This is a genomic window from Corynebacterium sp. TAE3-ERU16, from assembly GCF_019209935.1.
Taxonomy (GTDB): Bacteria; Actinomycetota; Actinomycetes; order Mycobacteriales; family Mycobacteriaceae; genus Corynebacterium; species Corynebacterium antarcticum.
This window is the reverse complement of sequence record NZ_JAHUTN010000008.1, coordinates 102,222-115,365: the sequence shown is the minus strand read 5'-3', so window position 1 is coordinate 115,365 and position 13,144 is coordinate 102,222. Positions and strand designations below refer to the sequence as shown.

General features: G+C 66.2%; 12 protein-coding genes and 1 tRNA gene. 4 read left to right on the top strand and 9 right to left on the bottom strand.

Annotation, left to right across the window (positions count from 1 at the left end; genetic code table 11):
- Positions 1-5 precede the first annotated feature (5 nt).
- Both KRX55_RS09335 and KRX55_RS09330 read left to right on the top strand, forming a co-directional pair.
- On the top strand, positions 6-1,505 hold the full coding sequence (locus KRX55_RS09335; protein WP_218407465.1) for a succinic semialdehyde dehydrogenase: 1,500 nt from the start codon (positions 6-8) through the stop codon (positions 1,503-1,505).
- Complete coding sequence (locus tag KRX55_RS09330; RefSeq protein WP_218407464.1) at positions 1,492-2,727, top strand: cryptochrome/photolyase family protein; 1,236 nt, start codon at positions 1,492-1,494, stop codon at positions 2,725-2,727. The genes KRX55_RS09335 and KRX55_RS09330 overlap by 14 nt, the downstream gene beginning before the upstream one ends.
- 319 nt (positions 2,728-3,046) lie before the next feature.
- Here the strand turns inward: KRX55_RS09330 and KRX55_RS09325 are convergent, their stop codons facing one another.
- From KRX55_RS09325 to KRX55_RS09305, 5 genes are all read right to left on the bottom strand, one after another.
- Positions 3,047-3,484 carry a hypothetical protein gene (locus KRX55_RS09325; protein ID WP_218407463.1) on the bottom strand — a complete coding sequence of 146 codons (438 nt, stop codon included), beginning with the start codon at positions 3,482-3,484 and terminating at the stop codon, positions 3,047-3,049.
- Between the two features lie 59 nt (positions 3,485-3,543).
- A complete protein-coding gene (locus KRX55_RS09320; RefSeq protein ID WP_218407462.1) occupies positions 3,544-4,521 on the bottom strand; it encodes an SGNH/GDSL hydrolase family protein in 978 nt (325 codons plus the stop codon).
- A gap of 70 nt (positions 4,522-4,591) precedes the next feature.
- On the bottom strand, positions 4,592-5,971 hold the full coding sequence (locus tag KRX55_RS09315) for an acyltransferase family protein (RefSeq protein ID WP_370625810.1): 1,380 nt from the start codon (positions 5,969-5,971) through the stop codon (positions 4,592-4,594).
- Between the two features lie 6 nt (positions 5,972-5,977).
- Complete coding sequence (locus KRX55_RS09310) at positions 5,978-6,967, bottom strand: SGNH/GDSL hydrolase family protein (RefSeq protein WP_218407461.1); 990 nt, start codon at positions 6,965-6,967, stop codon at positions 5,978-5,980.
- A 300-nt stretch (positions 6,968-7,267) separates the two neighbouring features.
- Positions 7,268-8,332, bottom strand: a complete 1,065-nt coding sequence (locus KRX55_RS09305; RefSeq protein ID WP_218407460.1) for an alpha/beta hydrolase — start codon at positions 8,330-8,332, stop codon at positions 7,268-7,270.
- Positions 8,333-8,714: 382 nt separating this feature from the next.
- Between KRX55_RS09305 and KRX55_RS11880 the strand changes: the two genes are divergently transcribed.
- Both KRX55_RS11880 and KRX55_RS09300 read left to right on the top strand, forming a co-directional pair.
- Positions 8,715-9,179 (top strand): MerR family DNA-binding transcriptional regulator, encoded by a 465-nt coding sequence (locus tag KRX55_RS11880; protein WP_255567725.1) that lies wholly within the window; start codon positions 8,715-8,717, stop codon positions 9,177-9,179.
- Positions 9,101-9,550: a GyrI-like domain-containing protein gene (locus KRX55_RS09300; RefSeq protein ID WP_255567738.1), complete on the top strand. Its 450-nt coding sequence runs from the start codon at positions 9,101-9,103 to the stop codon at positions 9,548-9,550. Before KRX55_RS11880 ends, KRX55_RS09300 begins: the two co-directional genes overlap by 79 nt.
- On the opposite strand, the gene KRX55_RS09295 is transcribed toward KRX55_RS09300, so the two are convergent.
- The 4 genes from KRX55_RS09295 to KRX55_RS09280 all read right to left on the bottom strand — a co-directional run bounded on the left by KRX55_RS09295 (position 9,523) and on the right by KRX55_RS09280 (position 12,829).
- A complete protein-coding gene (locus KRX55_RS09295; RefSeq protein WP_218407458.1) occupies positions 9,523-10,023 on the bottom strand; it encodes a DinB family protein in 501 nt (166 codons plus the stop codon). The two genes, KRX55_RS09300 and KRX55_RS09295, sit on opposite strands and share 28 nt — an antisense overlap.
- A gap of 22 nt (positions 10,024-10,045) precedes the next feature.
- Positions 10,046-11,689, bottom strand: a complete 1,644-nt coding sequence (gene crtI / locus KRX55_RS09290; RefSeq protein WP_218407457.1) for a phytoene desaturase family protein — start codon at positions 11,687-11,689, stop codon at positions 10,046-10,048.
- Positions 11,686-12,459, bottom strand: coding sequence for a glycosyltransferase family 2 protein (locus tag KRX55_RS09285; RefSeq protein ID WP_218407456.1), 774 nt, complete (start codon positions 12,457-12,459; stop codon positions 11,686-11,688). Before KRX55_RS09285 ends, crtI begins: the two co-directional genes overlap by 4 nt.
- Positions 12,460-12,742: 283 nt before the next feature.
- Positions 12,743-12,829, bottom strand: a tRNA-Leu gene (locus tag KRX55_RS09280).
- Positions 12,830-13,144 lie beyond the last annotated feature (315 nt).

The window sequence follows — 13,144 nt, the reverse complement described above, 5'->3', positions numbered from 1 at the left end:
AGTGTATGACTGATTCCTCCACAACTGCAGCTGCCATCACGATCACCTGTCCGGCGGACGGTCGGACGGTGGGGCGGGTGACGGGCCACACGCGAGCGGATGTCCGTTCCGCGTTCGCCGTGGCGAGGCGGGCTCAGCCCGTGTGGGCGACGACGCCGGTGTCGGAGCGGAAGTCGATCATGCTGCGGTTCCATGATCTCGTGCTGTCGCACCGGGACGAGCTGCTCGATCTGATTCAGGCGGAGACGGGCAAGAACCGGGCCAGTGCGTTCGATGAGGTGCTCGATGTGGCGGTGACGGCGCGGCACTACGCATTCGCGGCGGCCGGGCTGCTCGCGCCGGAGCGGGTCAAGGGGGCGTTACCGGTGTTGACGCGCACCGTCGTGGAGCGGGCACCGGTCGGCGTGGTCGGGGTGATCTCCCCGTGGAACTATCCGCTGTCGATGGCCGTCTCCGACGCGGTACCCGCTCTTTTGGCGGGCAACGCGGTGGTGCTGAAACCGGATTCGGCGACACCGTTGACGGCGCTGAAGGCGGCGGAGCTGCTGTCCGCCGCGGGTCTGCCGGCGGAGCTGTTCCAGGTGCTGCCCGGCCCCGGTGAGGAGGTCGGCGGGGCGATCGCCGACGAGTGTGACTACCTGATGTTCACGGGGTCCACGGCGACGGGCCGGATCCTTGGTGCGAAGGCCGGGGAACGGTTGATCGGCTATTCGGCGGAGTTGGGTGGCAAGAATCCGTTGATCGTCGCCCCGGACGCCGATCTGGCGCGCGCGGCGCGAGGCGCGCGGCAGGCCTGCTTCGCGAACACGGGCCAGTTGTGCATCTCCGTGGAGCGGATCTACGTGCACGAGGAGGTCGCCGGTGACTTCACCGCCCGGTTCCTGGCGGAGGTGTCGGCGATGACGGTCGGGGCTGGTCCGGGCTGGGACGTCGACATGGGTTGTCTGATCTCCGCGGGGCACCTGGAGCGGGTGCGGTCGATGGTCGATGACGCGGTGTCGAGGGGCGCGCGGATCCTGGCCGGCGGCCATCCGCTGCCGGACCTGGGGCCGACGTTCTACGCACCGACGGTGTTGACGGATGTGCCGCCGGACGCGGAGCTGTATGACGGGGAGGTGTTCGGCCCGGTGGTGTTCCTGGAGACGGTCGCCAGCGTCGACGAGGCGGTGGAGCGGGCCAACGAGACCACCTACGGGCTGAATGCCAGTGTTTGGGCGAAACCCTCGACGGGTCGCCGGATCGCGTCGCGGGTGCACGCGGGCACCGTGAACGTGAACGAGGGTTTCGCCGCGGCATGGGGTTCGGTGGCCGCCCCGATGGGTGGTTGGCGGGCCTCGGGACTGGGGCGCCGCCACGGGGCGGTGGGGTTGACGAAGTACACGGAGACCCGCACCGTCGCGACGCAGCACCTCATGCCGGTGTCGGGTCCGCCCGGTGTCGACCGGGAGTTGTTCTCGGACGTGATGTCGACGGCTCTGCGCTGGGGTAAGCGTGTCCTGCGCTGACCGGATCGTCTGGCTGCGCCGGGATCTCCGCCTGCACGATCATCCGGCCCTGACGGCGGGCGGTCCCGATGCGCGGGTCGTCGTGGTGCGGGAGCCTGCGGCGAACGGGTTCCAGCAGGCGCTCGTCGACGCCGCGTTGGATGAGGTCCGTGCGCACCGCACGGTGGAGGTGTTCGACGGCGATCCGCGCGAGGTGATTCCGGGGCTGAACCCGGGGAAGGTGTGGGTGAGCGCCGACTTCACGCCGTCGGGTCTGGCCCGTGACCGGGCGGTCTCGGACGCCCTCGGCCCCGGCGTGATGGAGGCCGCCGGATCCGCGTACGCCGTCGATCCGGGGATCCTGCGCACGGGGCAGGGCGGGCACTACAAGGTATTCACGCCGTTCCACCGGGCGTGGTGCGACTACGGTGCCGATGATCCCGTGGGTGGCATCCCGGGTGAGGACGGGTTGCCGGTCACCCGGGCGTGGCGGGACTGGTGTGGGTTCCTGCGGGACCGGCTGGAAGGATACGCGGAGAACCGGGACATCCCGGCGATCGACGGTACGTCGCGGATCTCGGGCTGGCTGTCCGTCGGTGCCCTGCACCCGCGGAGCCTGCTGGCCACACTGGCGACCGCGGATGCGCCGGAGGATGACAAGGAGGCGTTCGCCCGGGAACTGGCGTTCCGCGAGTTCTACGCCGATTTCCTCCACCACCGCCCGGAGACGGCGCGCAGTGACGTGAACCCCCGGTTCGCCGGTTTCCGGTGGAACGAGTCCGGTGCGGAGTTCGACCTGTGGGCCCGGGGCCGGACGGGCTTCCCGATCGTGGACGCCGGGATGCGTCAGCTCGCGGCGACGGGCTGGATGCACAACCGGGTGCGGATGCTGGTGGCCAGTTTCCTCACGAAGGATCTCCACCTGCCGTGGCAGGCGGGAGCGGAACACTTCCGCAGGCATCTGGTCGATTTCGACGTGGCAAGCAACCAGCACTCGTGGCAGTGGTGCGCCGGCACGGGTACGGACGCCTCCCCCTACTTCCGGGTGTTCAACCCGATGACCCAGGGGAAGAAGTTCGATCCCGACGCCCGCTACATCACCCGCTGGGTCCCGGAGTTGCGGGGCGTTCCGGCCGGTGACATCCACGCGATACGGAATCTACCGTCGGAGTATCCGGCGCCGCTCGTCGATCACGCGGAGGAGCGCCGGGACGCGCTGGCACGCTACGAGGAGATACGTTGAGGTTCAGGCGGGCCGGAAACAACCGAGCCAGATGACGATCGCGGTGTGTCCGGCCGCTTCCCCGTAATCGGCGACGCACCGGTCCCGGGTCCGTCACGGTTCTCGTGTCCGTCCTGATGTTCCTCGAGCCCTCACCGGGCCGCACCGAGCTATCCGGAAAGCTCCCTCAAGCCGATCCTGGGTCGCCGAATCGGTCACGTCGGTGAGAAAGAGCACCCGCTGTCCGGCGGGTGTCGGACAGCGGGTGGAGAGAACCACGGAATCGGCCACTCCCCTACACGGGAAGCGGCCGGAGACCATGAGGTATGACCCGAGACGGTCAGTAACCGGGGCGACCGTCGCCGCCACCCGGCAGCTCTGGCGGTGCAGGAGCGGGCGCCGGGGCCGGAGCGGGCGCGGGCGCGGGTGCGGGCGCGGGTGCAGGGGCCGGGGCCGGAGCAGGAGCGGGTGCCGGGGCCGGAGCCGGAGCAGGAGCGGGCGCAGGGGCCGGAGCCGGAGCCTCCGCGGCGGGTGCCTCCGCGGGCTTCTCGGGCGGCGCAGGAACTGGAGCGGGCTCTTCCTCGGTGGATGTCTCAGGCGCAGGCGCCGTCGTCGACGACTTCGTGCTCTTCTGCGTCGTGGAGGTCGTGGAGCTGGAGGGGCTGGTGGATGTGGTGGTCTCCGATTCGTCCTTGCCCGAGTCGTCGTTGCAGGCGGTCAGACCGAGGGTCAGCGCCAGAATGGTACCGGAGACGAGAATGCGGTGAGAGTGTTTCATGACGTTCCTTGAAGTGTCGGGGGAATTGATCGATCAGTTCGTGCACACCGGGAGAGCGGTCAGCTCTTGAGATTACGCTTCACCTGATCGGCGGTGACCCAGTTCGCGGTTTCCGTCGGATGCCACATGAGAAGATTGCGGTAATGGTCCGATCCATCGAGCATTCCGGTCACCCACGAGTCACCGGAACAGCTGCCGTGTCCGGCGGTCGCCGCATCCACATCCACGAAACCGAGGTTGAGCTGTCGCGCTGCCTCACGTTGTGCCACAACCAGATTTCGGTAGGAGTCGGCGAGCGGCCAGCTCTCCGGGATGACGCTGTTCAACGGACCGACCTTGAGACACATGTCACGGCCGTTCTCCGGAGCGAAGCGGACGTAACTCACCAACTGGATCTTGGCTTCCGGCGCGTAGTAGCGGAGGTAGTCGATGACCGGCTTCACTCGGGCGACGTAGGAATCCGCCGTCACGGCGGACGGATTGATGAACCGTCCACGATCGATTCCCCTCTGCCCACAGCTACCGAGGAGATCCGCCGCGCAGTTCTTCTGCGAGGTGAACATGGTCAGTCCCGGAAGGGACCAGTCATCGTTGCTACCGAGCTGGATGAGGATGTCCGTGGTCCGGTGGCCGAGACCTCCGAGCGCCTCGGCGTAGCGGACCTGATCGGCGAGAGTCTGACCCTCAGCGGCGAGGGAGGCACCGTAGCAGGAGGCGTCGATGACATCATTGGCGGCGACACCCATCGTCTCCCCGAGCTGCGCGGGCCAGCTCCGGGTTGAATGCAGGCAGCCCCGCGTATCCGCGTACATCGGGAGGGTTACACCGCCGGTGTGCGAGTCACCGAACACGAGGACCTTCGCGCCGCCCTCCGGCGCTCTGACGTCCGGACGATTCTGTGAGGATGTGGTCACCCGGTTCCAGGTTCCGATATCGGGACCGGAAGACCCGATGGCACTGGCCGGTGCAGCGGTGGAGGCGAGCAGGGTGCCCATGCACAGGGCGGCGGCGAGGGTGGGTAAACGGCGGATATTCATCTGGTGACTCCAGGTTCTCATGTTGTTTTCGGGAAAATTCGTATTTCATGTGGTCGACGACATGATCTCGTCAGGCTCGGTCATTCGTTTTCCTCGGATCGGGGGCCTTGCCGAGAAGCACCATGAGGTCCCTCCACAACACGTTCGTCCGGTCGGTGGGGATTGTGCTGCGGGGTCTCCTGTTCTTCCGCGTTCCTGCGGTCGCCTTCATGAGTGGGTCATCGACGAAGGTGAACATGAGCCACGCGAGGACGAATGAGAGTACGAAACTCGCGATGGCCGCGACGATCCAACCCCGGAATCCGTGGGCCGTGCCGGCGATGAAGTAACGCTGGATGAACACCATCACGGGGAACTGCACCATGTAGAACGCGAAGGAGATGTTCCCGAGCAGGACCATTCGGGGCCCTCCGATGCCCTTGGCCACACCCTTCATGTCCCGTACCGCGAGAGTGGCGACAACGATCGTCATGGGCAGGGACATCACGACACTCATCTTGAAGGCGACCGGTACGAACCACGTCGCCGCGTAGGACAGGGCGAGCAGGCCGAGCGGCCAGGCTATGGAGACGTTGGTGAACTGCTTCTCCCACACCAGTTTCGCGGCGAACACACCGAGGTAGAACTCAACGAGACGCGTCAACGGAAAATAGTAGGAGAGCCAGTAGGTGTGATCCACAGGAATGGCGGTTTGCGCGAACCACACCGGATCGGCGTGAACGTCAGCGACGGGAGAGACACCCGTGTCCGGCCAGAGCCTGGGGACGAAGAAGTTCTCGGTGGACTTGGAGCCGCCCGCGTAGAGATGGATGATGAAGATCGCGGACAGGGACATCAGGAACAAGGCGCCGAACGCCACCCAGTTCCCTCGTCCGGTAACCCTGTTGACCAACGGTACGAGGACCGGGAAGGACAGGTAGAAGAGCATCTCCGCGCCGAGTGACCAGCTGGGTACGTTCATACCGCCGAGAACGGCCCAGTCGGGATTCCACGTGTGGATGAGCAGGGCGTTGGGAAGCCAGAGCTCGAGCCGGGAGAGGTCCATGGCGAGACTCACCCCGGCGCCGGTGATCGAGGCGGACGCTGCGATGAAGAGAACCATGCTCAACAGGTGCATGGGATAGATCTTGGTGATGCGTCTGCGGCAGTAGTAGAGGATCTTGCCGAGCCCCCGGACACCACTGTTCGACCAGTAGATCAGGAATCCCGAGAGGATGAAGAAGAAGGTGACTCCTGCGCTGCCGAGCTGCATCGGGACATATCGGTGAATCGTGGCGAACAGCTCACCGGTCTGAAACGGATAAACGGGGAGAAACACCAGAGCATGCAGAACGAATACCGCGGCGGCAGCCCACCACCTTGCGCCGGTGAGACTCGGGAGGTTGGGTCTCCTGTGCACGGTCGGCGTCACGAGATGCCGGGATTCACTCACCTCATTCGTCGAAGTCACCCGCGGTCACCGGCCCATCGCATGGCGTGCGGACTCGGCGGTGACCCAGTTTCCGTGGGGAGTCGGGTGCCACAGACCGATACCGTGATTGTCTGATCCATCGAAGATACCGGTGAGCCACGGGTCCGCCGAGCAGCTGTCGTGCCCTGCGGTGATGGCCGTGAGGTCGATGAAGTTCAGCCCGAGCCTGTCCGCGGCACCGCGTTGAGCCGAGCGCAGGTTGTGGAAGATCGCGGCGAGATTCTGCGTTCCGGGGCGTTGGACATTGGTCCTACCGATCCGAATGCAGACGGTGTCCTGGTTCTCCGGGACCGTCTCCGTGTAGCCGACGAGGTGGATCCTGCTGTTGGGTGCGTAGTAACGCAGATATGTGATCACGGGCTCGATCCGGGCCGAGTACTCGTCCGTGTTGACGGCATTCGGATCGGTGATGAACCCCTGTCGTACAGCGGCATCGGTGCAGCGGAAATCCGGTGCGATGATGCAGTTGGCGGCGGAGGGCAGCATCGGGAGACCGGCGTGGGACCATGCTTCGTTGTACCCGAGTTGGATGAAGATATCCGAGGTCGCGGGCCCGAGTCCCCCGAGACTCTCCGCGTAGCGGACCTGGTCGGCGAGGGTGGTTCCCGGTCCACGGTCGAGTATCGCGCCCCAGCAGGAGGCGTCGATGAACTGACCGTCGACCATCCCCAGGGAGTCCCGGAGCTTTCTGGGCCAACCCTGGTCCGAGTGCATGCATCCACGTTCATCGGTGGACACCCGTCCGTTGATGCCTCCGGTGTGGGAATCGCCGAAGACGAGGACCTCCGCTCCCCCTTCCGGTGCTCTGGCGTCGACATGGCTCCATGAGGAGGTGACAGCCTTGTTGAGCGTGCCGACGTCGCCGCCGGCGGAGGACCCGGGCAGGCCCTGGGCGATGGTCGGCGTCACCGTGAGCGCCAGCGCAGCACTGGAGAGCACGGCGAGAGCGTGGAGGGCGAGGCGGGAAGATCGCAAAAGGTACTCCCATTATAGTGAGCTCTGTTGTCTGAAAGTCGGCGGAACACGGAGCGAATTCTCCGCGGCACTCCACGCAACCGGCAGATCCACCGCGGGAACGATCCGGAAGAATGTGTGGGTTCGACTGCGATATCCGGATTCCCTGTAATTCACCCGAATATCACCGTGCTGTGCCCATAACTCTCTGCGGGGAAATTACGCACATATTCTAACACATTCGGGTAAATGCACCTACCGCGTAGAATCACCTTTTCCAATGGATGGGAATACTATTCCCGGGGACTGAATACGATCTTCCTAACCGATGACGCCCAGAATCCTGTCGTGGTTGTACTGCATCTGACGCACCCACGGCGACCACGTATGGATTCCCATGCCCTGCTGGTGATCAACATTGATGCCCTGCTCCCGGGCCTTGGTCACGAAGCTGATCGTCGAAATGTTGATCAGGACCTCGCCGAGAACAGCCAGCGGCACAGCCGGCGCAATCGGGTAGTCATCCGCCGGGTTCTTCACCCCGTTGCCCGAATAGACGATGGTGTCAACGTTGCGGAGCCCCTGAACGTTGGCCACCGGATCGAGTTTGTTCATGTTGGAACTGAAATTGGGGGAGGTGCCGAACAATTCCCAGACCTGCCCGCCACCGAAGGAGGAACCGGCGACGCCCACCGCTGCGATCATCGGCAGATGAGTTGTCGCAGCGGGGTCGATGAAGCCGGACAGCGCGATCGCCTGCTTGAACTGGTCGTTGTGGCGCGCCGCGAGCGTGAGGGTGGGCAACGCACCCATCGAAATACCCGCCACCGAGTTGCGGTGCGGATTCACCCCGAAGTGCTGCTGCAGCCAGCCTGGCAGCTCACCCGTGAGGAACGTCTCCCATTGGGCCCACTGCAACGGCGGGATCTGACCGATCTCCTCGGGGAAGCCGGAGGACAGCGGCTGGCCCGCCTGCGCCCAGTCAGCGTAGAACTGACCCCGGCCCCCACCGGGCATCACGATCGTGATGTTGTCGTCCAGGAACTGGTTCATGACATCCGTCCGTGACCAGAAGTTACTGTCCCGGGGAGCTTCCAGCCCGTCGAGCAGGTACAACCCCCCGTCGCCACCCCGGGACGACGGCTGGATCAGCACGGGCATATCCCTGCCATTCGATGGCGAGGGAACCCAGCACTTCTGTACCCAGTGACCCGACTCATCCCAGTCACAACCGGGGCGCAACCAGTCCCGGTTACCCGCGGCGGATGCGGGTGCGGCGACCGTAACCATGAGTACAGCCGTGACGGCGACCACCATGGAGAAGACAAGGGAAGTGCGCAGGGAATTCCGGATGCGCCACAGGGAGGGCGACGTTAGCTCGTTCATGCACCTCAATCTATACGATTTGCGGGATATCGCCAGCCCCTCCGGGGAAATTAGTTCCCGCCAATTCAAATTGATGGGGTTCGAATTCTCCCTTCTTTTCCCTCCCCGGTTTCGGTTGGAACCCTGTCGCAGTGAGGACCATCACCCACCGTTCCGGCCCCAAACAAACCATGCCGGTGGTTCCCGGTCCCCACGGTGTCACTCCCCACGCCATTCGACACCGTCGGCATGTGAATCGGCGGGAAACCCCCCTACGGTATCTGCCGGTCGTTCCGGCCGGGATCGCTCACGGCCCGTCCTTCGATGATCGAACCATGCCCGCCACGAGATGTTCCATCTCCGTCATTGACCACGCCACGGTGTCAGGTTGTTGGCTGGAGTCATGGATAACGGACAAGGCCTCAGAATTGGTGTCTTCTCCCAGCTCACCGGTATCAGTGTGCGGATGCTCCGGCACTACGGGACACACGGCGTCCTCATCCCGGCGGCGACAGATCCCGCCACCGGATACCGGTTCCACTCCTCAGACCAGATCCCGGAGGCGCTGCCCGTCACCCGGTTGCGCGATGCGGGTTTCCCGGTCCGCGACATCCACACGGTCCTCGACTCCCGGAGGAACACCGCTACGCTCACCGCTCTGAGCCGGGAACGCCGCCGTGCGATCCTCGGGGGCATCGCGGCAGCAGAGGCGCAGTTGCTCGCACTCGACGCCCTCGACTGCGGATGGTCGCCGACCCGGTTCCGGTCACCCGGACCGTGTTCCCGGCCATGGACGTCATCGGCCTGCGCCAGGTGCTCCCCGACTACAACCACGAACATCAGCTGTGGGAAAGGCTCCGCGAGCTGACGGCCGGGAGCGCGGTACCTTTGCTCCCGGGAGGTGTCGCCGGGGCCTTCTACCACGACGCCGAATTCCGCGAATCACAGACCGACGTGGAGATCTTCGTGCAGGTGTCGGGACCGTGCGAACCGGAGGAACCGGTGACGCACCGTGCACTTCCCGGGTGTGGCGTCGTCACGGCCACACTCCACGGGCCGTACGAACGGACGGGCACGGTCACCACACAGATCGGTGCCTATCTGGTCGAACACGGCCTGGAGGCCCGGCCGATGATGAACATCTACCGGGTCTCCCCGGCGCAGGACCCGGATCCGGAGGCCCGGATCACCGATGTGGTGTTCCCCCTGGTTCAGAGCGATGACATACCGGCGACGTAGGCCGCCTGGCCGACGTGCTGGGCGGCGTCGTCGATGATGCTGACGAGCCGGGTGGCCCGGGTGACGGGCGGATCATAGGAATCGTCGATGATCTCCTCCCACTGCCCGTCCCGCAGGCTCCCGGCGTACCTCGCGGCGGCGGCACACACGGCGGCGAGATACCCGGTGAGCCCCTCCTGATCGTCGGACCTCATCCGGGCCGCGGCCTCGGGACTGTCTCCGTACCCCATGCCGTCACCGGCCGGGCCGAGGTTCAACCGGTCGCGCCACCCGCCGGCCCACACCTCGGTGTCGCCGGTGAGCTGCGCGAGCTGCACGTCCATCTGGCGGGCCGCGTGCCAGAGCAACCACGCCGGCGAGTTCGGGTGGCCGCCGGGGTGACCGTTCAACACGGCAGGTGCCAGGGCAGGCAGTGCAGCCGCCGCTTCAGCGGGCCGGTGGGCGAGATCGGTGAACAGTGCGGAAAGCTTCATACCGTCAGTGTAGGTCCCGTGATCACTCCGGCAGCGGGGTCGAGGAGCGGTCTCCCCGGAGTCGCTTGACCACGTTCTCCGCGGAGATGAGGCACATCGGCACACCGACCCCGGGCAGGGTCGTCGCCCCGGCGTAGTAGAGCCCCTCAACGAGTGCACTGGCGTTGCTCCCCCGCAGGAAAGCCGACTGACGCAGCGTGTGCGCCGGCCCCAGGGCGCTTCCCCGCCAGGAGTTGTAGCGCTCGGAGAAATCACCGGGTCCGAGGGTCCTCCGGACGACGATCCGTTCCGCGAGGTCGTCGATCCCGGTCCACCGGCTGATCTGGTCGATGGCTGCATCCGCGATGCCATCGACGAGCGTGGCCGCCCGGGACCGGTAGGCGTCCCCGTGCCCGAGCTGGGGATCCGCGGGAACCGGAACCAGCACGAACAGGTTCTCGTGGCCGTCCGGTGCGACACCGGGGTCGGTCGCCGAGGGCTTCGATATGTATATCGACCGGGATGCCGGAAGTCCGCCCGCAGGGAGAACACCCTCGAAGACCGCGTCGAAGTCGGCGTCCCAGTCGCGGGAGAAAAGCAACGTGTGGTGCGCCAACTCCGGGAGCTCCCCCCGGACGCCGAGCATGAGCAGCACGGTACCGGGACCCGGGTCGCGGGTTCCCCACCATTTCTCCGGGTAGCTGCGAAGCTCCGTGGGGAGCAGCGCGTTCTCGGTGTGGTGGAGATCGGCGCAGCTGACGACGACATCCGCTGTCACCTGCTCGACCGTGCCGTCCGCGCGCCGTACCCGCACGCCGGTTACCGCGGCCACCGGTCGTCGGAACCGACCGAGGAGAACTGGCCCGGGGCTCCGACGGGCGCCGGTCGTCGTGATCTCCAGAACCCGTGTCCCGGTGACGATGTCCACCCCGGCCCGCCGTGCCACCCGGTCCAACGCCTCGACGACCGCCGCGAATCCTCCCATCGGGTACCGGACCCCCTGGTCCAGATCCGTGTGGCTCATCAGGTGGTAGAGCGCCGGCGTCGAGTCCGGCCGGGAAGCCAGGAACACCGATGGATAGGTGAGAATCTGCCGGAGCCGGGTGTCCCGGACGTACCGGGACGCGAATGCACCGAGGGAGGTGGTCAACAGGGTGGCGAGCAGTCCGAGACGACTGCGGACCTCCCTCGCGGTGAAATCCCTGACCCCGCTGAATGTCGTGTACAGGAACCTGTCGACGGCGATCCGGTAGGCGTCCGCGGCGGATTCGAGGTACCTGTCCAGCGCGGCCCCGGCACCCGGCTCGATCCGTTCGAACATCTCGACCGCCTCCGCCCGTCCCGCAGGGACGTCGAGGGGCTCGCGCGCCTCAGGATAGATCCGGTAGGCGGGGTCCAGTGTCACGAGATCGAGTTCGTCCTCCGTCGAGGTACCCATCAGCCGGAAGAAGTGGTCGAATGCGTCAGGCATGAGGTACCAGCTCGGCCCCGTGTCCCACCTGAACCCGGGGCCATCCGCGACGGTGAGACTCCCGGCCCGGCCCCCGGTCTCGACGAGCGAGTCGTACACGGTCACGGCCAGACCTTCCCTCGCGAGCAGTGCCCCGGTGGCGAGACCCGCGACCCCGGCCCCGATGACCACCGCGGTGCGGGGGCGGCCCGCCTTCCGTCCGTCGGCGGCCGTCATCGCCGATCCTCCACGGGCCTGCGGTCACTGCGGCGCGTGGTGGGTGACTCGCTGAGCAGGTTCACCGCCAGGGTCCGGACCCCGTCCCTGATCTTTCCCGGGAGGCCGGGGCCGGGGCGCGCCGCCACGCGCAGCTCCGGGGCGTACCAGATGGTTTCACCGGGCCGCACCGCGAAACTCAGGTGCACGTCCTCCGACACCCGGGCACCGGCCGCGCGCACCGGACGGCGGACCGAACACCACCAGTCACGGCGGAGACTGTAATTCATGCCGTAGAAAGGCTGATGGCCGAGGATCCTGCCGACCGACGCTCCATGGGCCCGCCGGTAGGCCCCGCTCAGCAGCTCACCCCGCCAACCGGGGATCTCGAGACGGGTCGGACCGCTGACCCCCACGACGGTGAAGCCCGAGGTCTGGGCGGAGGCACGGTCCCAGGCGGAGACCAGGCGCGCGAGATGGTCCGGGGCCGGAGTGCTCCGGGGATTGACGCGGAGGAGCACCGGGCCGGAGGCGGCGTCGAAACCGGTCCATGTGGGGAGGATCCCCGGGACGCTGGGCACCGTGATGACGTCATGGACGGCGGTGACCCCGAAAACCCCACCGGGGGTTTCGGGGTCCGTGACGACGATGATCTCCCGGGTGGGGAGGGTCTGCCGGTCGAGGGCGTCGAGGCATCGCCGCAGCAGTTCGGCATCGTGGCCGGCGGGAACTATGACGCTGATCTCCTGCGCCCCGACCTCCGGTCGGTCGGGTGATTCCGGTGACATCATCTACCTCTCTCCACGGTGTCCGTCAGTCGCGGAGCACCGGTCGACAGTGTAATCCGGTTCGTTTCCGTCGGTCCCCTGCACCGGTACGCGGACCCTGCGGGAGTCAGCGGGTGTGGTCGGATACGACGCGTGACACGAACACCGACACCCCCGGCGCGGCCACACCCATGCGGACCGGCAGTGGAAACCCACCCCGGAATAGAACGACCGGTCCCCCCGAAACGACTACAGCCGCAGATCACGTGATCCGTGATCTGCGGCTGTAGTCGGCGTTAACCGCCGATGGTGGGCGAAGGGGGACTTGAACCCCCACGTCCCAAAGGGACACTGGCACCTGAAGCCAGCGCGTCTGCCATTCCGCCACTCGCCCGAGTATTGGTCGCTGCGCAACTTCATGAAATATAGCACGCGCGCAATCCCGGTTGGCAAATTACCTGTTCAAGATCCACTTTCCGCGGGTGGGGCCGGGACAGGACAGGTTCACCGGCGACCGGTCGACCTACTGTCCCAACCCACCGGGCACCTATACTGGGCGAAAACGCTGCGCAGACAGATCCTCTTCACGTCCCGAGGTACCGGGCGTGGCACGGAACATCGACGGCATCCGGTGGATGTCACCTCGTTGCCTTCCGCGGATCTGTCGCCCAGCACCCGCTGTCCCGGCAACCGGTCTACCACCGGTCGG